The following is a 21720-nucleotide window of genomic DNA, read 5'->3' on the forward strand; positions in this document are numbered from 1 at the left end:
TTATAAAATGAGAAAAAGTTATTAGATTTTATACACAATATCTTTTTTTCCTTATCTAAATGGTCAAAAAAAGAGATCTTGTAGCAAGGATAAAACTTTGATGAAAAATGCAGGACCATCACAACGGCAACTTAGAGTAGCAGAGCAAGTACGTCATGCAGTAGCGCATATATTACAGCGTGATATTTTGCTTGATGATATCTTAAAAGATATTGTTATTTCTGTCTCTGAAGTACGCATGTCACCAGATTTAAAAATTGCTACTTGCTTTGTATCACCTCTCAGCACTCTTAAAAATGCTTCTCATACTGATGTTGTTGATACCCTCAATAAACATAGTCGTTTTCTCCGTGGAGAAATCAGTCATGCGTTGCGACAAATGAAATATATGCCAGAACTGCGTTTCCGGCTTGATAATAGTTTTGATAATTTTTCAAAAATTGATGCCCTCCTTCGCTCGCCTGAGGTTGCACGCGATCTTCACCATAGTGATACAGATGAGGATTAAAGATATGGCGCGGCAACACAAGAAAAAAGGGCGTCCTGTTTCTGGCTGGGTCATATTTGATAAACCAAAAGGAATGAAATCAACAGAAGCTGTCTCACAAATCAAATGGCTCTTTCATGCTCAAAAGGCAGGACATGCGGGTACACTTGATCCTCTTGCTTCTGGTCTCCTTCCTATTGCATTGGGCGAAGCAACCAAAACCGTCCCTTACGTGATGCAAGGCAAAAAAACTTACCGTTTTCATATTGCTTGGGGGCAAGAGCGCTCAACAGATGATCTAGAAGGAGAAATAACGAAAACTTCTCTCAAACGTCCAACACAAGAAGAAATACTTGCTCTTCTTCCTCAATATACAGGTGTTATTTTGCAAACACCTCCACAATTTTCAGCAATCAAAATTGCCGGAAATCGTGCCTATGATTTAGCGCGTGAAGGGGAAGTTGTTGAAATTCCGCCCCGTGAAGTGGAAATAGAAACTTTCAAGTTATTAGAAATGCCTACTAAAGAGCATTCTGTCTTTGAAATAACCTGCGGAAAAGGAACTTATGTGCGCTCTTTAGCACGCGATATGGGACGTGATCTCGGTTGCTATGGGCATATTGCTGATTTAAGACGTATTGCCGTCGCACCTTTTGATGAAGAAGATCTCATTACATGGGAGGAACTAAAAGCGGCCATTCCGCCAAATAAAAATACTACAGATGAAAATAATCGTTCTTTTGAAAAAAACTTCTCAACACTCGATGGGCTCTTAATTGACACAAGTGCCGCATTAGATTGCCTCCCTCACTATATCCTTAATGAAACTCAAGCACAGAGAATTATCAAGGGTCATTCTATCCTCTTGAATCAACACAAAGTACCTCTTGATGAAGAGGAAATTTGTGTCCTCTATAAGGAACAACTTCTTGCTATTGGCATTCTCGACAAAGGTCTATTTAAACCAAAGCGGATTTTCACAATTTAATCGATTCTTTTCCACAACCACCTTTTGCGGAAAGATATTTTTCTCTATCAATTAAGAAAAATATGGTGCTTTTCATTGTCTATATTTACCGTATTCATATCAAAATTTAAGTCAGTGCTATAAGCTAACACCACCACACACTTTTTCCTCTTAATGTCGCAATAATCCTTGCATTTGAAGGGATTCATAAGAGGCTTTTTATTTCTTTTTCAATCATTTTTACGCACACTTTAGCCCTCGTTTGTAATGTGCAAGCGAAGATGTGGACTGATTTACTCTAAATAGATTTGAAAAGAGAAAAGCTTAAGACTTTCAGAACTATCACTCAACATGAAAAATGGTAAATAACCGTTATAAATCAATTCATTAAATATTGAAATAGCAATTTTTTATGATTATGCTAACAAATTGATCGAAATAATATTAACATAATTTAATATTTTACAAAAAAACTGTTTTAACCCTAAGGGAGATGATCAGAGGAAACTTTTAAAAGCATCTCATTGGCTTGGGGTATTGTTTGGCGTTCAATCATGCGGTGCACTCTTATACCGTTAGGAGCACAATTTAAATGACGCAGACGCTTATTGACTTCTGCATCTGCTTTTGTACGACGATGATTATGGCGTAAATAATCTACCCATGTTGGCATATGATAAGCCTCTGTCCAATATTCAGGTCTTTCAAGATCTCGTAAAAGGACCCACTGACGCGCACCATCACGTAATCGAATATGGCGTCGACGCGTCATCACTTTGAGAAACTCTTCAAGATCATTTTCATGAATTTGGTAATCAATCATTATCATGATCGGGCCACTTCTTGCTTTGAGGTCGAGTAATAGTTCCGGCTCTCTAAAATGATCAAGAGGATTTAAATCTATCTGAGGAATTTCTTGAATTCTAAATTTTACCCCTGCAAGAGCACCAAAAATCAAGAATAAAGAACAAACGCTCAAAGCAATTGTTGGAGAATAACCATCAGCTAAACCTCCCCAGATTGCACTTCCAATAGCCATCCCCCCGGCAGATGCCGTTTGATAAAGTGCTAAAGAACGTGCAACAACCCAGCGTGGTGTAGAGAGTTGTACAGATGTATTAAACAATGATAAGGCCAAAACCCAACATAAACCTGCAGGAAATAAAGCAATATGGCTTATAATCAGTGAACGACTGATTCCCAATAAAAAGCAAGAAAAGGCGAAACCAATAAATGCACTTGCAATAATTGTTTCTGAACGAAAATGATGCCGTACAACTGCATTAATAATGCCTGCTGTCATGGCTCCTAACCCAAAACAACCGAGCAATGTACCATAAAGAAGGGCACTTCCTCCAAGAACTTTATGCGCAACAATTGGCAAAAGTGCTAAAATAGAAATTGCTCCTATACCAAAAAGGAACGCTCGAACCATAATGCTCAGGAGATTAGGTGACATCGCAACATAACGCAAACCATCTGAGACAGCTCCTAACAGCCTTTCTCGTGGTAATGAGTTGTTTTCATAATTCGACTTCCAGAAAAACAACGCACCAATAAGAGGAATATAGCTTATAGCACTAAACAAAAAAGCAGCCGATGCCCCTAAAGTTGCAATGATGGCACCACCAATAGCAGGACCAACACTCCGCATCAAATTAAAGCCAACACTATTCAAACTAACAGCAGCAGGAATATTTTCCCTGCTCACAATATCTCCTATCGTTGCTTGCCAAGAAGGATTATAAAAAGCTGTGCCACATCCAATCAAAAACGTAAAACATAACAAAAGCCAAGGTGTTAGAAATCCCATATAGGCTAAAACAGATAAACTCATCGATATGACCATCATCATAATCTGTACACACAACATAATTTGACGCCGATTAAAATTATCAGCTAATGCCCCTGCCATCAAAGAAAACATAACAAGTGGTAATGTTGTGGCACTTTGAACTAGCCCAACCATGGAATGCGAAGAACTAATCAACGCCATTAACCACCCTGCTCCAACAGCCTGTATCAGCCCCCCTAAATTAGAAATAAGAGTAGATGACCATAAATTTCGAAATACCGAATTATGAAAAAGTTTTAATGTTGAAATGCTCTGCATCTTTTCCCTCCAACGGTATTTATCACTTTTGTTACCACATACATGCTCATAATCTTTGTATCAAAAGGATGCATAATTGTTTAAAACACTTCTCATAAAACTCTATTTAAATCAATATTTCAAAACAAAAGCTTTTATTTAAAGAAAGACTTCAAAATGCTGTCAAGGACTAGTATTTTAACCTTCTTTCCTATATAAGAACGAAATTAGGTAAGAGTCTTCGACTTTTCCTGTTTTCTCACAGACCCTTGCTGAACGACATCTCGGCTATGGGTGACTTTATGTTTCTTCGTTTTTGGAAAGGATAATACGATGTCGATTACAGCTGAACGTAAAAAAGCTCTTGTCTCAGAATACGCAAACAAAGTTGGTGATACAGGATCACCAGAAGTACAGATTGCTGTACTTTCTGAACGTATTTCTAATTTAACAAACCACTTTAAATCTCACAAAAAGGATAATCATTCTCGTCGAGGTCTTTTGAAGATGGTGTCTCAACGCCGGCGTCTTCTTGATTATCTTAAAGGAGTTGACCAAAATCGTTATCAGACACTTATAAAGAAGTTAGGTTTACGTCGCTAAAAGAAAAATGGAGGTGGTATTTAAAAAAACCACCCATTTTTTCAATGTGTTGCTTTTAATTAAAAATTTTAAAAACTGATAAGTTATTATGGGATAGGACTGCTCATCGTTTCACATTTAATGCGATTTACTTCTCTCTTCTCGCAACAAAGGAAGTAATTTGTTGTCCACCCCAAAACTTGCAAATATGCTACGCACAACCAGAATGTAAGCAATCAAAGATTTAAACACTGGTCATTAAGGATAAAAAATGTTCAAAACGCACAAGATAGAAATTGAATGGGCTGGGCGTCCTCTCACCCTTGAGACAGGGAAAATAGCGCGTCAAGCTGATGGTGCAGTGATTGCTACCTATGGAGAAACTATTGTCTTAGCAACCGTTGTATCGGCCAAAAACCCAAAACCAGATCAGGACTTTTTTCCACTCACTGTTAATTATCAAGAAAAATTCTATGCTGTTGGTAGAATACCTGGAGGCTATTTAAAACGTGAAAGTCGACCAAGTGAAAATGAAACTTTGGTTTCACGTTTGATTGATCGCCCAATTCGTCCCCTTTTCGTTGAGGGATATAAAAATGATACACAAGTTATTGTTTCCGTTATACAGCATGATCTCGAAAACAATCCCGATATCCTTGCGATGATTGCATCTTCTGCCGCATTGACCCTGTCAGGTGTTCCTTTCATGGGACCTATAGCTGGTGCACGCGTTGGCTATTGTAATGGACAATATGTTCTTAATCCTCATATCGATGAAATGCCTGAATCAAAACTTGATCTTGTTGTTGCTGGAACAGAAAGTGCTGTTTTGATGGTTGAATCAGAAGCACAAGAATTACCGGAAGATATCATGTTGGGGGCCGTGATGTTTGGTCACAAAGGCCTTCAACCTGTCCTTGATGCCATTATAAAGCTTGCTGAAGTTGCTGCAAAAGATCCTCGTGATTTTGTTCCTGAAGATCTTTCTGAACTTGAAAAAGCGATGCAGAAAATGGCAGAACAGGATATACGAAAGGCTTACACAATTACTGATAAGCAAGAACGTTATGCTGCAATTGATGCACTAAAAACAGAAATCATCAATAAATTTATGCCAGAAACAGAAGAAGACTGTCAATTCAGTACAGATCAGATTGCAACGGTATTTAAACAGTTGCAAGCAAAAATTGTTCGTGGGAACATTCTTGATACCCAAAAGCGGATTGATGGACGCAATCTTTCTACCGTACGCCCTATCCAATCAGAAGTAAGTATTTTACCCCGCACACATGGATCAGCACTCTTTACCCGTGGAGAAACACAAGCGATTGTCGTTGCAACACTAGGAACTGGTGAAGATGAACAATATGTTGATTCCTTGACAGGAATGTATAAGGAAACATTCCTTCTCCATTACAATTTTCCACCATTTTCAGTGGGTGAAACGGGACGCCTTGGTTCTCCAGGTCGTCGTGAAATTGGACATGGCAAATTGGCATGGCGGGCAATTCACCCCATGTTGCCAACGAAAGAATCTTTTCCTTATACCATTCGTGCTGTCTCAGAAATCACTGAATCCAATGGCTCTTCTTCTATGGCAACGGTTTGTGGAACCTCACTTGCTCTTATGGATGCTGGTGTTCCTCTAGCACGCCCTGTTGCTGGTATTGCTATGGGCTTGATTAAAGAAGGAGAACGCTTTGCTGTTCTTTCTGATATTTTAGGGGATGAAGATCATCTTGGAGATATGGATTTTAAAGTCGCAGGAACAGAAAATGGTATTACTGCCTTGCAAATGGATATCAAAATTGATGGTATTACCGAAGAGATTATGAAAATCGCGCTTGAACAAGCCAAAGGAGGCCGAATTCATATCCTTAATGAGATGGCAAAAGCTTTAACCAGTGCACGTGCTGAGCTGAGTGAATTTTCTCCACGAATCGAAGTTATGAATATTTCTGTCGATAAAATCCGTGATGTTATCGGCTCTGGTGGTAAAGTTATTCGGGAAATCGTGGAACAAACTGGAGCAAAAATTAATATTGAAGATGATGGTACCATTAAAATTGCTTCTGCTGATGCTAAAACCATTGAAGCGGCAAAACGCTGGATCCATTCTATTGTCGATGAGCCTGAAGTTGGTGCTATCTACCAAGGAACAGTTGTAAAAACTGCAGAATTTGGTGCATTTATAAACTTCTTTGGTTCTCGTGATGGACTCGTTCATATCTCTCAGCTTGCATCAGAACGCGTCAGCAAAACAACCGATATTGTAAAAGAAGGTGACAAAGTTTGGGTTAAATTAATGGGCTTTGATGAGCGTGGAAAAGTTCGGTTATCAATGAAGGTCGTTGATCAAACAACCGGCAAGGAAATCACCGGTGATAAAGTGATGAATGAAGAAAAGTGCGTGGATGAAAAAAAACAACCTGAAAATAAGCGCCGCCGTAAGAAAAAAGAAGAGTAAGTTTTTCTTCTTATCGTATCATGAAATGCCATCCCAATATTGGAGTGGCATTTTTTTCTTTGAAAGAGTCATATGTGTTATTATTTTTGCCTTTTGAAAATCATGAACTCCCGTATCCTGATCCAAACCAGTGTTGGCTAAGTTTTGGTTTAACAGAAATCCCAGCTCAAGAATGGGCACAAAATTTAAGAGTTATTACGCCTTGGCGACCAGATTTTTTAAAATTTGTCGATACTCAATTTCACTGCTCTCCTCAAATAGATAAAACCTTCAGCTATGATGGTGCATTTTTACATTTGAGCAAATATCGTGGTTTGAACCAAAATTGTTTTCTTGATTTATTAGAATGCGTTAAACCCAATGGATGGATTGTAATCAGTGGGAATAAAACTGCTGGTGCTGCTTCAATGATGAAATGGGTCAAAACAATTGTTCCCATCACCAATAAATTATCTAAAAATCATGGTCTTGTATTTTGGTTGCAAGTTCCTCAACAAATTGAGAGACATAACATTGCGCAATTGCGCTCACCACCGCTCACTTTTGGTAAATTTCAAACCGCTTCTGGTATGTTCTCACACGGACGTATTGATCCAGGATCTGCTGCGCTTGCGTCTTATATGTTCAAAGTTATTTCTGGAAAAACGGCTGATTTTGGTGCTGGATGGGGCTATCTTTCTCACGTTGCACTTGAAAGAAGTGAAAAACTCACCGCTCTAGACCTTTATGAAGCCGACTACAACGCTTTGAGAGCAGCAAAACGGCACCTTAAATCCATAACAGCTCCTTTTCCAATTCATTTTTATTGGCATGACCTTGTACATGAACCTATCACAAATCTATATGACACAATCATTTCAAATCCACCGTTTCACACACAACAAACGACAGATGTTTCATTAGGAAAAAATTTTATTATAAATGCTGCAAAGTGCTTAAAACCAAGCGGCAGTCTGCTTTTTGTTGCAAACCGCCACCTGCCTTATGAAACATTATTAAAAAATATTTTCCGCACAGTGTTGATACATGAACAAGCCCATGGTTTCAAAATTATCGAAGCGCGCAGATAAACAAAACAAGCAATAACTTTCAAAGAATAAAACGGGAAAGATCGATATCAGCAGCAAGCTCGCCAATAGATTTTCTTACGTAAGCAGCATCAATTTTAAACGATGTTCCAGCTTTATCTGGCGCCGTAAAAGAAATCTCATCCAAAACGCGCTCCATCACTGTTTGCAAACGACGTGCCCCTATATTTTCAATCCTTGCATTTAAATCTACAGCAATATCTGCTAAAGCATCAATTGCATCATCGGTAATTTCCAAATGAACCTCTTCCGTTGCCATAAGAGCAATATATTGTTTAATCAAACTGGCTTCTGGTTCTGTTAGAATGCGTCGTAAATCTTCCCTTGTTAAAGGATTGAGCTCCACACGGATGGGCAAACGTCCTTGAAGTTCCGGTAATAAATCAGATGGCTTGGAAACATGAAATGCACCTGAGGCAATAAAAAGAATATGATCTGTTTTGATTTGCCCATATTTTGTAGCAATTGTTGTTCCTTCCACCAAAGGCAAAAGATCACGTTGAACGCCCTCACGCGAAATCGCAGCACTGGCTCCACCGTCTCGAGTTGCAATTTTATCAATCTCATCAATAAAAACAATACCATCATTTTCAGCAACACGAAGCGCCTCTTGAATAATTTGCTCCTGATCAAGGAGTTTTTCAGATTCATCATCAATGAGCGGTTTAAAAGAATCCTTTACCGTCGTCTTACGGACTTTTGTACGACTGCCCATTTTGCCCAAAATATCTGATAAATTCATAATACCCATTTGTGCCCCAGGCATACCAGGAATATCAAAGGTTGAAGCACTATTGCTATTATTATCGGCGACTTCAATTTCAATCTCTTTCTCATCCAGCTCACCTTCACGCAATTTTTTACGAAAACTATCACGGGTAGCAGGACTTGCTGTTTTACCAACAAGGGCGTCTAAAACGCGCTCTTCAGCATTCACGTGAGCCTTTTCTTTTATTTCATCTCGTTTCTTTTCACGTACAAGAGAAATGGCAATTTCAACAAGATCTCGAATAATTTGCTCAACATCACGTCCCACATAACCAACTTCAGTAAATTTCGTCGCTTCTACTTTAACGAAGGGTGCTCCAGAAAGTTTTGCTAATCGACGTGCGATTCCTGTTTTACCAACACCTGTTGGCCCTATCATTAAAATATTTTTTGGCATAACTTCTTCACGCATCGGCTCATCAAGCTGTTGCCTACGCCACCGATTGCGCAATGCAATAGCTACAGAGCGTTTGGCATCATTTTGGCCAATAATAAAACGATCAAGTTCAGAAACAGTCTCACGAGGGGAAAATACAACACACATTTAAATAGCTTTCTCTAAAGAAGATAATTCTGCATCCAATGTTTCAATCGTAAAATGATCATTGGTGTAAACACAAATTTTAGCGGCAATAGCCATAGCTTTACGAGCAATAGTTTCTGCATCCAAATCCAAATCCATGAGTGCACGCGCTGCTGAAAGAGCAAAATTTCCTCCAGAGCCAATTGCCATAACCCCATCTTCTGGTTCTAAGACATCACCAAGCCCTGTTAAAGCCAAAGTTACTTTCTTATCAGCCACGAGCATCATTGCTTCGAGACGACGCAAATAGCGATCTGTTCGCCAATCTTTTGCAAGTTCTACACAGGCACGCATAAGCTGATCAGGATATTGTTCAAGCTTTGTTTCCAATCTCTCCAGTAATGTAAAAGCATCTGCCGTAGCACCTGCAAAACCAGCAATAACCACTCCGTTCTTTCCAAGACGACGCACTTTACGTGCATTGCCTTTCATAATTGTCTGTCCAAGAGAGACCTGACCATCACCGGCCATCACGACTTTTCCACCTTTTCGTACCGTAATAATTGTTGTACCATACATTATGTCTGGCTTATGTTCTGTCATAAGGAAACTCCTTAATATTAACTTTACTTTTTAATATTGATTTCTTTTCATACAATGTAAAACTCAATTACTATTGTCCTATTTAAGAACATATACAGCAAAACACAATGATTCAGCATAACTCAATTTGTTGAAAATGGAAAAATGATATCATTGTTGTCAATGTAAATTACTGCTAAATAGCTTTATATAAACAGTTTGTGCTTTTTAGAGGAAAATTATGAAAAAAATAGCCATAGGGACCTTAGGTGGAACAATTGCAATGACTGCTGATAGTTTTGGTCACATGCAACCGACTTTAACTTCAGATAACCTTATAAAAAGTGTTCCTGATTTAAATAACGTTGCTGATATTCATGCACAAACATTAATGCAAATACCAAGTGGATCTTTATCGTTTCAAATGCTTTTTGAAATAATTAAGTGGGCAAAACAACAAATAAACGCTGGTGCAGAAGGTATTGTTTTAACACAAGGGACTGATACTCTGGAAGAAACAGCTTTTTTTCTTTCTCTTTATTGGAAAGAGGCTGAACCACTCATCATAACCGGCGCTATGCGCATGCCTCATGAAGCAGGCGCGGATGGCCCCGCAAACATTTTAGCAGCCACTCGTGTCGCAGCAGCCACACAAAGTCGTAACAGGGGCGTTCTCGTTGTCATAAATGATGCAATTCATTCACCTTATTGGCTCTATAAAAGCCATACCGTCAAAGTCGAAACATTTCAATCAGGTCTTGCAGGTGTTTTAGGAACTATTTTAGAGGGAAAACTTATTTATTTCAATGATCGAAAATTTTTTCCGACAACGTTTGATCTTCCCCAAAATCATGATCATCAAATTGCACTCCTCTATTCCTCTTTATCATCTGGTGCACAATTAATGAAACTATGCCTTGAAAGTGGGTATTATGCTGGAGTTGTTATTGCTGGTTTTGGTGCGGGGCACTGTAGTTTTCAAGAAGCAGACCTTATACAACAATATGCACAAAAAATACCAATCATTATTGCTAGTCGTTGTTGTAATGGCTCAACAACTCGTATAACTTATGGCTATAAAGGCTCCGAAATCGATATGATTGCTTCTGGTGCTCTCATGTCTGGTTATTTATCAGCCGTAAAAGCGCGTCTACTTTTATGGGCTTTTTTGGCGCAAGGGCACGCATTAGCACAAATCCGTGCAAACTGGAATAACTGGACTATAAGTTAATGAAAAATGATCTATTATCTTAAAAGAAGAGAGCATGCAAAACAAAATTTATTTGAAAATAAAGCCGCTCTTCTGTCTGCTCTTAATCAATTGCTGCTGCAAAAAAATCTCGACAAATACAAATGATTGATACGACTATACAAAAAATTAATCAGAAAGATAATCTGGTCAAATCCGTTTCTGACCGATATTCACCCTATCGTGTTTTTACTGCACAAGAATGGTCAGAGTTTCGTGAAGACACACCTCTTACTTTGACTTTTGATGAAATTAAGCGTTTACGCTCTATTGATGATCCTATCGATCTTAAAGAAGTCCAACGCATTTATCTTTCTTTATCGCGTCTGTTATCATGCCATGTTGAAGCAGTACAGGAACTTTTCCACAAACGTCAGCAGTTTCTCCATCAAGAAGAGAGTAAAAAAACGCCCTTTATTATTGGAATTGCTGGTTCTGTAGCTGTAGGAAAATCAACCACGGCTCGCATTCTTCAAGAACTGTTGAAACGTTGGACATCTAGTCTTAAAGTTGATCTAATCACAACGGATGGTTTTCTCTATCCTAACGCAATCTTACAGCAAAAAAATCGTATGAATCGTAAAGGATTTCCTGATTCCTATGACATTAAAAAGCTGCTGTGCTTTCTTTCGGCTATAAAAGCAGGTATCGGAAATGTCCGTGCCCCACTTTACTCACATATGACCTATGATGTTCTAGAAAATCAGACAATTACCATCGATCGTCCTGATATTTTAATTGTTGAAGGTATTAATGTATTACAGGTCAGTGATCTTCCTAAAGATGGAAAAGCTATTCCTTTCGTATCAGATTTTTTTGATTTTTCAATCTATGTCGATGCCGAAACAGAAGTCATTCGTCACTGGTATTTGGAGCGCTTTAAACGTTTGCGTAAAACAACTTTTCAAAATCCTGAATCCTATTTTCATCGTTATGCCCACCTCAATGAAAAAGAAGCCTCAAAAATCGCTGAGGATCTTTGGCAAACGATTAATTTAAAAAATTTACAGGAAAATATATTGCCAACACGACCACGGTCCAATCTCATTCTACGAAAGGGAAAAAATCATTTGGTCGAATATGTCGCACTTAGACGACTATAAGGATCTCATAACTATGCAGCGCCACCACATTCATTTTACCTCAACGCGTATCGATAACAGTTGCCCTATCATCTTGGTAAACCAAAGAAATCTTGCTAACTTATCACTTGATGCGTCAACAACAGCATGGATAAAAGTTAATGACTTTACTGGAAAAGCGGGACAAATACTCTTTGTTCCTCACGAAACGGGGCATTTAAAAAAAGTTTTATTTGGAATTGGCAATAATAGCGATCCTTTTATCACAGGAGTTCTTGCTCAAAAACTTCCTGCTGGTCAATGGCATTTAGAAGGTACAACCTCTGATGAAATAAATACCTATCTTGGATTAGCATTCGGTAGCTATCAATTTAATCGCTATCGTCAAAATTCTTCTTTCAAATCATTATCCATCCATGTCAATGAGGCCGTTGATCTTAATGAACTCCAACGAATTTATGAAGCTGTCTTTTTCGTCCGTGATCTCATTAATATTCCAGCCAATGATATGACCCCTGATGCTCTCGAAAAAGAAGCTCGAAAACTAGGAAAAACCTACGGTGCTCACATCAAAAGTATTTGTGGAGATGATCTCTTAACCCATAACTTTCCGATGATTCATGCTGTAGGACGAGCAGGCAGCACTGCACCACGACTGATTGAGTTACTCTGGGGGAAAGAACATCATCCTAAAATAACGTTGGTGGGCAAAGGCGTAACTTTTGATACTGGAGGACTCGATATTAAATCAGCCAATAACATGTTGCTTATGAAAAAAGACATGGGGGGTGGAGCAAACGTTTTGGGATTGGCTAAACTTATCATGGATGCAAAATTGCCTTTCCGTCTACGTGTTTTGATTCCAGCTGTAGAAAATGCAATTTCTGCGAATGCTTACCGACCAAGTGATATCCTCAGAAGTCGTAAAGGTTTAAGTGTTGAAGTAGGTAATACAGATGCTGAAGGGCGCCTTGTCCTTGCCGATGCACTCGCCTATGGTGATGAAGAAAGTCCACAATTCATGCTTTGTATGGCTACTTTAACAGGGGCAGCGCGTATAGCATTAGGACCAGATCTTCCCGCATTTTATTGTAATGATTCAATATGGGCACAACAAATTTCTGAATCTGCTCACGCTGTCTTTGATCCTCTTTGGCAAATGCCCCTTTGGAAACCTTACCAAGAGATGTTATCATCACCAATTGCTGATCTTAACAATGTAACTGGAAACAGCTTTGCTGGTTCTATAACAGCTGCTTTATTTCTTAATTCTTTTGTTGAAAAAGCTGAACATTTTGCGCATTTTGACCTTTATGGATGGATTCCAAAAGAAAAACCAGGATACCCTATTGGTGGATCAGCACAAACTATTCGTGCCCTTTATAATATTTTTAAAAATGAAGTTTGACACACAATATCCACAAAAATGGACAATTTTGCAGCTTAAAGAATAATTGGTCTTACACAGTATTCTTAGTTTTGTTTGAGGATAAAAATCTTACCAATACAGCTTTCATGAGTTTGTTTAAAGGTAAGAAGTAACAAAATGGAAAGCAAAAAGATGATCTCTAAAGACCCAAGACTTCATGCATTCAGAGATGATCTAGCAGATCAACGTCTTGAAACAGAAATTACAGCTCAGCGCTTTGTTCAAGGTGAAAAAAGACGTGTTAATACAGCGGTCGCTGGACTTTTTAAAGAAAATAGTAAAAAAAGTGAAAGACAAACAGAATGCTTATTCGGAGAAGAACTTCTCATTTTTGAACAAGGGGAAACAATGTCGTGGGGACAATCACTCAAAGATGGTTATGTTGGTTATATTGATACAAAAGTTCTTTGTACATCAACCATAAAACAAACGCATGTGGTTTCAGTACCACGTACATTTAAATATTTACACGCTGACTTACGTGGACCAATAGTGTCCCCTTTATCTATGGGAAGCAAAGTCAGTGTTGTTGATGAAATTGAAGTCCGTGACACAATGTATTCTATTCTTGAAAATGGAACAGCAATCATTACGAGCCATCTCAGCCCCATTGGACGCGTATATGAAGATTATGTCACAGTTGCAGAAACCTTTATCCGTACACCTTATCTTTGGGGTGGTGTCAGCGGTTTTGGAATTGATTGTTCAGGACTCATTCAGCTCTCTATGATGATGACCGATCAAATAGTTTTACGTGATACCGATATGCAGCAAGAAACTATAGGCAGTCCTCTTACAGATACTGATAAACTTCAACGAGGCGATTTAATTTTTTGGAAAGATCATGTTGCTATTATGGTCGATCACGCAAATATTATTCACGCAAATGGTTTTTCTATGGACGTTATGATTGAGCCATTGGAAAAAGCAATTACGCGTATCGCTAAAAAAAATCAATATCCCATCGCAAAACGCCGTCCAATTCAAGAAACTTCATGCATGCCTCCTATAAAAAATTAATTGAATGTTTTATTATACAATATATTGATTTATAAGGATAATTATCCATCATTCACTCTGCGTCAAGCATTCTAAATATCGTAAAATTTTTTATTTCAAATCTGTTTTTATGTTGGATCAATCAAAGCCGCTTGTCTGTTCATCACAAGCGTAATTGATGTATAAGTAAAAATGATTATGAAAAGAAAAATATTCCTTCTGAATGCCCTCAAATGCCAAGAGCTATCGTAATATTGGGACCAGCTTACTTCTTCATAAGCGTAAAGATAGTGGCGCTCAATAGATTTTACATTATTTCCATAGGGGCTTTAACGTTATATCATTCCGGGCACCGTCGCGAAATGGGCTTTGGAGCATTGCGAGGTGCCTCTTTTAAAAAAGCTCGTGAATATGCAACACAATGCCATTCTACATTACGTAAAGAACGTACCCCTCTTAATCAAAAGCAACATTTTTTGAAATTTTTCCTATTATCGATATCTCATGAAATAAATACCCCTTATACCTCTCAGTGCACCCCAACCCATCTCACAATGATACACGTGAAAAGTGTAACATACATTGTCTACCACTATCTTTATACTTATGAATCGTGTAAAGACATCGTTATACACTTTGCCAATTCTCAATGTTGCGATAACCCTTGGCTATTGGAGAGTGTTCTTTCAGCACGTATTTTATTTCTTTCTTAAATAATTTTATCCACATACCCCTCCCCGCTTGGAACGTGCAAAAGAATGGTTTTGATTAATTTAACATAAAACAGATTTGAAATGAGAAAGTTTTTTACGACTCTGGACTTCCCCATTCAACATAAAAAATTATAAATTATCATTTTAAATCAATATATTGAATTATATTTTCTTCTTATAACACATTAAAGAAGATGATTTTTCAATACCTGAACCAATGGTTTATCAGCATCAGGCATAGAGTATTTATCAAGATCATTAATAAAAACCCATTCTAAATTTTGCCCCTCTCGTCCTTGCGCAACACCCTCATAATGGTCACAAAGATACAATGGCATTAAGAGATGAAATGTTTTATAGTTATGACTTGCAAATGTTAAAGGGTGTAAATTATTTAGTTGAACATAAATACCAAGCTCTTCCTCTAATTCACGAATCAACGATGCTTCCGGAGTTTCACCTTGCTCAACCTTGCCACCAGGAAACTCCCATAAACCAGCCAGTGATTTTCCTTCAGGACGCTGTGTAAGCAAAACACGATTATTCTGATCGAACAATGCGCATGCAACAACAAGAAGAATAGAACTTTTCATACACATATCACTCCCCAATAGGGAACATAAAAATAACTGACTTTCCTATCATATCCCCTCTTCTCCTAAAAGAGCTCACATACCCCATTTGCTCTGAAAAATAATAAGCTGTTAAATATAAAGTGCATCCATTAACTTCTGTAATCGCTATTGATCATAACGTACTCTTTTGTTAAATCGCAAGACCAAACCGTCGCCGTGCTCTTACCCAAACCGATATCAACACGAATTGTGATGTGTTTACCTTGCATATAAGCACCTATTGTCTCTTCACAATACTCAGGATCTCGTACGCCATTCACGGCCACACGATGCTCACCAAACCAAATCGTCAATAGATCACGATCGACTTCAACACCGGCCTTCCCAACTGCCATAACGACCCGCCCCCAATTCGCATCTTCACCGGCAATAGCCGTTTTTACGAGCGGTGAATTTGCAATTGATAAAGCAATAGTTTTAGCTGCATTGTTTGTTGTAGCGCCCATCACATTAACCTCAATTAAATGACGAGCACCTTCACCATCACAAACAACTTGTAGTGCAAGTTCATGCAGAAGTGCACTCAATTGTTTCACAAAAACCCTATAACGCGGATCAGATTTACTTGTAAGACATGGAAAATGTTCTTTTCCTGTCGCAAACAACATAAGCGTATCTGAAGTTGAGGTATCGCTATCAACAGTAATTGAATTGAAAGAACCCTCAACTGCCTCTGATAACATGGATTGGAGTGCATCCGAAGAAATAGTCGCATCACTAACCACAAATGACAGCATTGTCGCCATATCTGGTGCAATCATACCAGAACCTTTTGCAATTCCATTAATGGTAACACGCTCTCCCCCACAGTCAAAAGTGCGCGTCGCAAGTTTTGGAAATGTGTCCGTTGTCATTATGGCTTTTGCAGCTTCCAACCAATTGCCCTCTTCTGCTGTCTCTGCCATACTTGGTAAAAGATTGACAATACCCGATGCATCCATTGGCTCACCAATAACACCCGTAGAAGCTATAAAAATTTCATCTTCTCTAACCTTTAAAGCGTTCGCTGCTGCACAAATAATTGCATCGGTTGTGTGCTTTCCTTTGCTTCCTGTAAAAGCATTTGCATTTCCAGAATTCACAACAACACCCCTCGCAACCCCATGAGGAAGCGATGCACGACAATGCTCTACAGGGGCAGATGGACATTTTGAACGAGTAAAAACACCGGCCACACTCACTGGCTTATCGAATATGATGAAAAGAAGATCTGTACGATCTTTATATTTAATCCCAGCTTCAGCTGTTGCTATCCGTACACCAGATAATGGAGAAAGCTCTTGGATCTTTTGAGGCGACAAAGGAGAGATTTTCAAAACCACAATATGCTTTCTATAAAAAAATGAAATGATTGCAGATCAATAACCTCTCATAGAAAACTGCTAGGCTTTTTGAACAAAACTAACCTAGCAAATTATCTATTAAAGAGGCTATCTATTTTTCCTAGCTATTCCGTATCTTCTTCATCTGATGTCTCATCGGGAAGTAGCGTCCCATTTTGATGAAGCGATTCCATGATTTTGGTAACATTAGGATCAGGGTATTTCACATCTATCTTGCTACGCAAATCAACAATCAGTTCTTGATAGCGCTTTTTTATTAGCTGTGTCCGCAACATCTCTTTAACATCATCAAATGCAGGCGGTTGTTTTACACGACGATCTTCTAATTTAATAATATGCCAACCAAAAGGACTTTCAACGGGTTGTTTTGTGTATTCGCCAACTTTCAAACCAAATGCGGCATCTTCAAAAGGCTTGACCATTTGACCATGGCTAAAATAACCAAGATCACCCCCAACGGCAGCAGAACCATCTGTTGAACTTTTCTTTGCAATCTCTTCAAAATTTTCGCCTTTATTTAAATGCTTAATGATAGCTTCTGCTTCTTTTCTCGTTTTGACCAAAATATGACGCGCTTTAACCTCATCCTCTTTAGGTAAAGCAGCAACTTCTTGCTTATAAAGAGCTTCCAAATCAGTATCCGATATTTTATCAACAATCTCCTGTTTAAAATAAAGCTGTTGAAGAACATTGTCACGCATGACTGCCATACGTTTATCGTAAGCTTCTGTCTTATCAAGACCCTTGCTTCTTGCTGCTTTTGCGAGTGCCTGCATATCTAAATAAGCTTTTAAAACCATCATACGGCGTTGTTCATCAGGAAAACGTGCTAAATTAGGATTTATTTCAAGCGCTAAATCATCCAATTGGCCTGCTGTAATATTTTTCCCATCAATAACCGCCATAACATGAGAAGGAGAAACGGCTTTTTCAGAAGCTTTCTCTAAAGTCTTTAAATCACTCGACGATGAATTCAAACCTTCTTGAGCACTCACCCCTAAACTTGTACTTGCCAATAAAGTTGATGCTAAAAAAAGCGTGATAAAGTTAAATTTCATAAATATACTCCTTAAAAATGAAGGCAGGTTCAAGATTCCAATTTTCTTTACCATAACACTTTAATCTTTAAACATAGAGAAATAAATTAGTAATTTTATTTTAAAAAAGTATAAAATCATCCTTTTATCTCAGTTTCTCCAATCCTATCTAATGCAGATGAAAAACATGATAATAGAGAAAAATGACATATTGTATCTTAAATTACTTTGTATTGTATCAGTTAAATAGCATACTTAAAGTTGACATAAAGCGCTTAGCCTCTTATCTCTACTTTACAATTAGAGTGAAAAATTGCACACCAGCAAGTATAATGGTACCATCTGCATTTCATGATGTCTCCAATGATATCAGACAACCTGAAGGAAATGTAGAGTATGGGGAGAGCATATGAATTTCCCAACAAGAGTGACAACAATTAAAAGAAAGGGCCAGAGATGGTCAGTTTAGGTGTTTTTGCCCGTAAGTTTTTTGGTTCAGCTCATGAGCGACATCTCAAAGCACTCCGCCAAAAAGTTGCACAAATTAATGCTTTGGAAGAACAATTCGTAAAATTAAGTGATGAGCAGCTTTGCCAAAAAACAGATGCCTTTCGTAAACGTCTTAGTGAAGGTGAAAGTGTTGATTTGCTCTTACCAGAAGCTTTCGCGACTGTTCGTGAAGCCGCAAAACGTGTTTATGACATGCGTCCTTTTGACGTACAACTTATTGGTGGAATGGTCCTTCACGATTGCGGCATAGCTGAAATGCGTACTGGTGAAGGTAAAACCTTAATGGCAACTCTACCAATTTATCTCAATGCATTGGAAGGTAAAGGCGTTCATGTTGTGACAGTAAACGATTATCTCGCCAGTCGTGATGCTGAAACAATGGGAAAAATTTTTAGTTTTCTAGGGCTTACAACAGGCGTGATTCTTCATGATCTTGATAGTGATGCCCGCCGAGAGGCCTATGCATGCGACATCACCTATGCCACAAATAATGAACTAGGTTTTGATTATTTGCGTGATAATATGGCCTTCGATCGTAGTCAAATGGTCCAACGTGGACATCATTACGCAATTGTCGATGAAGTTGATTCGATTCTTATTGATGAAGCCCGTACCCCCCTTATTATTTCTGGTCCTCTAGAAGATCGTACTGACTTCTATAACCTTATTGATACATTTATTCCTGCCTTAACTCCAGAAGACTATGAAATAGACGAAAAACAAAAAACAACGACATTTACCGAAGTTGGTACTGAAAAAATTGAAAAAATGCTCGAACAAGCTGGGCATCTTAAAGGTGAGAGTCTTTATGACATAGAAAATGTCGCTATCGTTCATCATGTCAATAATGCTCTAAAAGCTCATAAACTGTTTGCTCGCGATAAAGATTACATTGTTCGCAATGATGAAATCGTTATTATTGACGAATTTACAGGGCGAATGATGCCTGGGCGGCGTTATTCTGAAGGACTTCATCAAGCGTTAGAAGCTAAAGAGCATGTTGCTATTCAACCAGAAAACCAGACACTTGCTTCCATCACTTTCCAAAATTACTTCCGTATGTATAGGAAATTATCTGGCATGACTGGAACTGCAACAACAGAAGCCGAAGAATTCAGAAATATTTATGGTCTTGACGTTGTCGAAATCCCTACAAATTTGCCAATACAACGTATTGATGAAGATGATGAGATTTATCGAACAGCAGAAGAGAAATATCGGGCAATTGTGCGTGATATCCGTCAAGCGCACGAAAAAGAACAGCCTATTCTTGTTGGAACAACCTCTATTGAAAAGTCAGAACAATTGGCAGAGCGTTTGCGAAAAGAAGGCATTACCGATTTTAGAGTCTTAAATGCTCGCTATCACGAACAAGAAGCATATATCATTGCGCAAGCAGGCGTTCCTAGAGCTCTCACCATTGCAACCAACATGGCAGGACGCGGTACGGATATACAGCTTGGTGGTAATGTTGAAATGCGCATCCGACAAGAGTTACAGGATATCCCCGAAGGTCCAGAGCGGACAGCTAAAATTGAAGAAATAAAAAAAGATGTTCAGAAGCTTAAAGAAAAAGCTTTAGCGGCTGGAGGGCTTTACGTTATCGCTACTGAACGTCATGAAAGCCGTCGTATTGATAACCAGCTTCGTGGACGTTCTGGTCGCCAAGGCGATCCTGGTCGCTCAAAATTCTTTCTCTCTCTTCAAGATGATCTTATGCGTATCTTTGGCTCTAACCGTATGGATGGTATGCTGCAAAAACTTGGATTGAAAGAAAATGAAGCTATTATCCATCCATGGATTAATAAAGCCCTTGAAAAAGCACAAAAAAAGGTCGAAGCACGAAACTTTGAAATTCGTAAAAATCTGCTAAAATATGATGATGTCATGAATGATCAACGCAAGGTTATTTTTGAACAGCGTATGGAGGTCATGAACGCAGATGATTTATCAGAAATGATCCTTGAAATGCGCAATGAAGTCGTAGAGGATCTCGTAGAGGCTTATATTCCATCAGGGACATATTCTGAAAAATGGAATGCAAAAACTCTTGAAGAAGAGCTTCAACAACTCTTTAATCTTGAGCTTCCAGTGGAAGAATGGGCAAAAGAAGATGGAATTGCCGAGGAGCAAATTCTAGAGCGTGTATCAGATGCTGTTACAAAACTTGAAAATGAGCGTACTGAACGATATTCTCCAGAAGTTATGGCTTATTTTCACAAAGCAGTATTGCTCGAAACTATTGACACGTTATGGCGTGAACATCTGGTGAGTTTAGATCATTTGCGTTCTGTTGTTGGTTTTCGTGGTTATGCGCAGCGGGATCCGCTCAATGAATATAAGACAGAATCATTTGAACTCTTTCAAAGTATGTTGAGAAATTTGCGCCGAATTGTCACTTCTAAGCTTATGCGCTTTGAAATCATTCAACACCCCACAGAACCGACCATACCTGAGCAAACTGATGCTGCTTCTTCTGTCTTTAATGATCAAAGTCAAGAAAATGCTCCCACCTTATCGGCACGATCACAAGAAAATAGATTTGTTAATCCACAAGATCGTGACCCTAACGATATAACCACATGGGGAAAAGTTGGACGTAATGAGCGTTGTCCTTGCGGTTCAGAGAAAAAATACAAACACTGTCATGGAGCCTTTATTTGAAAAGCAAATTATGCAAATGAATAAAAAGCGAAATTATGAGCAAGAATTGCGCACCGCTGGTTTAAGAGTAACACGTCAACGACGAGTTATTCTTGATATTTTGACTGATACAAATGATCATCCCAATGCATTTGAAATTTTTCAGCGTGCAAACAAAATAGATTCGAATATTTCACTCTCAACTGTTTATCGAACCATGAAAATATTAGAAGGAAATGGAACAATTCATCGCCATAGCTTTAGTGGTGGTCCATCTCGTTTTGAGCAAGCAGATGGGCAACATCATGATCATCTCATTGATATAGAAACAGGACAAGTCATCGAGTTTCATTCTGATGTTATTGAAAAGCTACAAGAGGAAATTGCAAAATCTCTTGGCTATGATATTATTCATCACCGCCTTGAACTTTACGGAAAAAAAAACTCTTAAAAAAGTGATCATATATCATTAGATAAAAGACCTCAGGCAAATCAAATTTTATAAAAATTTACCTTTAAAATAT

At 38.4% G+C, this 21720-nt stretch carries 17 protein-coding genes; 11 read left to right on the forward strand and 6 right to left on the reverse strand.

The window, feature by feature from the left end:
* Nucleotides 1-100 precede the first annotated feature (100 nt).
* The gene (gene rbfA, locus ACFIK3_RS04590; RefSeq protein WP_375637598.1) at nucleotides 101-508 is read left to right on the forward strand and encodes a 30S ribosome-binding factor RbfA; all 408 of its coding nucleotides are present in this window, start codon (nucleotides 101-103) and stop codon (nucleotides 506-508) included.
* Nucleotides 509-512: 4 nt separating this feature from the next.
* A complete protein-coding gene (gene truB, locus ACFIK3_RS04595; RefSeq protein ID WP_375676319.1) occupies nucleotides 513-1475 on the forward strand; it encodes a tRNA pseudouridine(55) synthase TruB in 963 nt (320 codons plus the stop codon).
* Between the two features lie 463 nt (nucleotides 1476-1938).
* On the opposite strand, the gene ACFIK3_RS04600 is transcribed toward truB, so the two are convergent.
* Nucleotides 1939-3567 (reverse strand): MFS transporter, encoded by a 1629-nt coding sequence (locus tag ACFIK3_RS04600; RefSeq protein WP_375676320.1) that lies wholly within the window; start codon nucleotides 3565-3567, stop codon nucleotides 1939-1941.
* A 312-nt stretch (nucleotides 3568-3879) separates the two neighbouring features.
* On the opposite strand from ACFIK3_RS04600, the gene rpsO reads away from it, so the two are divergent.
* From rpsO to ACFIK3_RS04615, 3 genes are all read left to right on the forward strand, one after another.
* Nucleotides 3880-4149, forward strand: a complete 270-nt coding sequence (rpsO, locus tag ACFIK3_RS04605; RefSeq protein WP_375613306.1) for a 30S ribosomal protein S15 — start codon at nucleotides 3880-3882, stop codon at nucleotides 4147-4149.
* A 250-nt stretch (nucleotides 4150-4399) separates the two neighbouring features.
* Nucleotides 4400-6595 carry a polyribonucleotide nucleotidyltransferase gene (gene pnp / locus ACFIK3_RS04610; RefSeq protein WP_375676321.1) on the forward strand — a complete coding sequence of 732 codons (2196 nt, stop codon included), beginning with the start codon at nucleotides 4400-4402 and terminating at the stop codon, nucleotides 6593-6595.
* 74 nt (nucleotides 6596-6669) lie between these two features.
* The gene (locus ACFIK3_RS04615; RefSeq protein ID WP_375654448.1) at nucleotides 6670-7665 is read left to right on the forward strand and encodes a class I SAM-dependent methyltransferase; all 996 of its coding nucleotides are present in this window, start codon (nucleotides 6670-6672) and stop codon (nucleotides 7663-7665) included.
* Between the two features lie 19 nt (nucleotides 7666-7684).
* Here the strand turns inward: ACFIK3_RS04615 and hslU are convergent, their stop codons facing one another.
* Both hslU and hslV read right to left on the reverse strand, forming a co-directional pair.
* On the reverse strand, nucleotides 7685-8995 hold the full coding sequence (gene hslU / locus ACFIK3_RS04620; protein ID WP_375631079.1) for an ATP-dependent protease ATPase subunit HslU: 1311 nt from the start codon (nucleotides 8993-8995) through the stop codon (nucleotides 7685-7687).
* Nucleotides 8996-9577: an ATP-dependent protease subunit HslV gene (gene hslV, locus ACFIK3_RS04625; protein WP_012754621.1), complete on the reverse strand. Its 582-nt coding sequence runs from the start codon at nucleotides 9575-9577 to the stop codon at nucleotides 8996-8998.
* Between the two features lie 220 nt (nucleotides 9578-9797).
* Here hslV and ACFIK3_RS04630 point away from each other — a divergent pair, with 220 nt between their 5' ends.
* The 4 genes from ACFIK3_RS04630 (at nucleotide 9798) to ACFIK3_RS04645 (ending at nucleotide 14336) form a co-directional block, all read left to right on the forward strand.
* On the forward strand, nucleotides 9798-10787 hold the full coding sequence (locus ACFIK3_RS04630; RefSeq protein WP_375676322.1) for an asparaginase: 990 nt from the start codon (nucleotides 9798-9800) through the stop codon (nucleotides 10785-10787).
* Between the two features lie 122 nt (nucleotides 10788-10909).
* Complete coding sequence (gene coaA, locus ACFIK3_RS04635; protein ID WP_375676323.1) at nucleotides 10910-11908, forward strand: type I pantothenate kinase; 999 nt, start codon at nucleotides 10910-10912, stop codon at nucleotides 11906-11908.
* A 13-nt stretch (nucleotides 11909-11921) separates the two neighbouring features.
* Entirely contained in the window at nucleotides 11922-13295 is a 1374-nt protein-coding gene (locus ACFIK3_RS04640; RefSeq protein WP_375657914.1) for a M17 family metallopeptidase, read from the forward strand.
* A 153-nt stretch (nucleotides 13296-13448) separates the two neighbouring features.
* Entirely contained in the window at nucleotides 13449-14336 is an 888-nt protein-coding gene (locus ACFIK3_RS04645; RefSeq protein ID WP_375676334.1) for an NlpC/P60 family protein, read from the forward strand.
* An 877-nt stretch (nucleotides 14337-15213) separates the two neighbouring features.
* On the opposite strand, the gene mutT is transcribed toward ACFIK3_RS04645, so the two are convergent.
* From mutT to ACFIK3_RS04660, 3 genes are all read right to left on the reverse strand, one after another.
* A complete protein-coding gene (gene mutT / locus ACFIK3_RS04650) occupies nucleotides 15214-15627 on the reverse strand; it encodes an 8-oxo-dGTP diphosphatase MutT (RefSeq protein WP_273790599.1) in 414 nt (137 codons plus the stop codon).
* A gap of 125 nt (nucleotides 15628-15752) precedes the next feature.
* Nucleotides 15753-16985, reverse strand: a complete 1233-nt coding sequence (argJ, locus tag ACFIK3_RS04655; RefSeq protein WP_273790600.1) for a bifunctional glutamate N-acetyltransferase/amino-acid acetyltransferase ArgJ — start codon at nucleotides 16983-16985, stop codon at nucleotides 15753-15755.
* 125 nt (nucleotides 16986-17110) lie between these two features.
* On the reverse strand, nucleotides 17111-18064 hold the full coding sequence (locus ACFIK3_RS04660; RefSeq protein ID WP_273790601.1) for a peptidylprolyl isomerase: 954 nt from the start codon (nucleotides 18062-18064) through the stop codon (nucleotides 17111-17113).
* Nucleotides 18065-18499: 435 nt separating this feature from the next.
* Between ACFIK3_RS04660 and secA the strand changes: the two genes are divergently transcribed.
* Together secA and ACFIK3_RS04670 are read left to right on the forward strand one after the other, a co-directional pair.
* The gene (gene secA, locus ACFIK3_RS04665; RefSeq protein ID WP_375676324.1) at nucleotides 18500-21217 is read left to right on the forward strand and encodes a preprotein translocase subunit SecA; all 2718 of its coding nucleotides are present in this window, start codon (nucleotides 18500-18502) and stop codon (nucleotides 21215-21217) included.
* Nucleotides 21156-21647 (forward strand): Fur family transcriptional regulator, encoded by a 492-nt coding sequence (locus ACFIK3_RS04670; protein WP_273790603.1) that lies wholly within the window; start codon nucleotides 21156-21158, stop codon nucleotides 21645-21647. Before secA ends, ACFIK3_RS04670 begins: the two co-directional genes overlap by 62 nt.
* Nucleotides 21648-21720 lie beyond the last annotated feature (73 nt).

Origin of the sequence: Bartonella sp. CB10SXKL (assembly GCF_042195515.1) — a bacterium.
Classification (GTDB): domain Bacteria; phylum Pseudomonadota; class Alphaproteobacteria; order Rhizobiales; family Rhizobiaceae; genus Bartonella.

Coding starts and splice junctions, on each gene's coding strand:
- ACFIK3_RS04600 (WP_375676320.1), bottom strand. CDS start 3,567: ATGCAGAGCATTTCAACATTAAAACTTTTTCATAATTCGGTATTTCGA.
- pnp (WP_375676321.1), top strand. CDS start 4,400: ATGTTCAAAACGCACAAGATAGAAATTGAATGGGCTGGGCGTCCTCTC.
- rpsO (WP_375613306.1), top strand. CDS start 3,880: ATGTCGATTACAGCTGAACGTAAAAAAGCTCTTGTCTCAGAATACGCA.
- ACFIK3_RS04660 (WP_273790601.1), bottom strand. CDS start 18,064: ATGAAATTTAACTTTATCACGCTTTTTTTAGCATCAACTTTATTGGCA.
- secA (WP_375676324.1), top strand. CDS start 18,500: ATGGTCAGTTTAGGTGTTTTTGCCCGTAAGTTTTTTGGTTCAGCTCAT.
- truB (WP_375676319.1), top strand. CDS start 513: ATGGCGCGGCAACACAAGAAAAAAGGGCGTCCTGTTTCTGGCTGGGTC.
- ACFIK3_RS04630 (WP_375676322.1), top strand. CDS start 9,798: ATGAAAAAAATAGCCATAGGGACCTTAGGTGGAACAATTGCAATGACT.
- coaA (WP_375676323.1), top strand. CDS start 10,910: ATGATTGATACGACTATACAAAAAATTAATCAGAAAGATAATCTGGTC.
- hslU (WP_375631079.1), bottom strand. CDS start 8,995: ATGTGTGTTGTATTTTCCCCTCGTGAGACTGTTTCTGAACTTGATCGT.
- hslV (WP_012754621.1), bottom strand. CDS start 9,577: ATGACAGAACATAAGCCAGACATAATGTATGGTACAACAATTATTACG.
- ACFIK3_RS04670 (WP_273790603.1), top strand. CDS start 21,156: ATGAGCGTTGTCCTTGCGGTTCAGAGAAAAAATACAAACACTGTCATG.
- mutT (WP_273790599.1), bottom strand. CDS start 15,627: ATGTGTATGAAAAGTTCTATTCTTCTTGTTGTTGCATGCGCATTGTTC.
- ACFIK3_RS04640 (WP_375657914.1), top strand. CDS start 11,922: ATGCAGCGCCACCACATTCATTTTACCTCAACGCGTATCGATAACAGT.
- rbfA (WP_375637598.1), top strand. CDS start 101: ATGAAAAATGCAGGACCATCACAACGGCAACTTAGAGTAGCAGAGCAA.
- ACFIK3_RS04645 (WP_375676334.1), top strand. CDS start 13,449: ATGATCTCTAAAGACCCAAGACTTCATGCATTCAGAGATGATCTAGCA.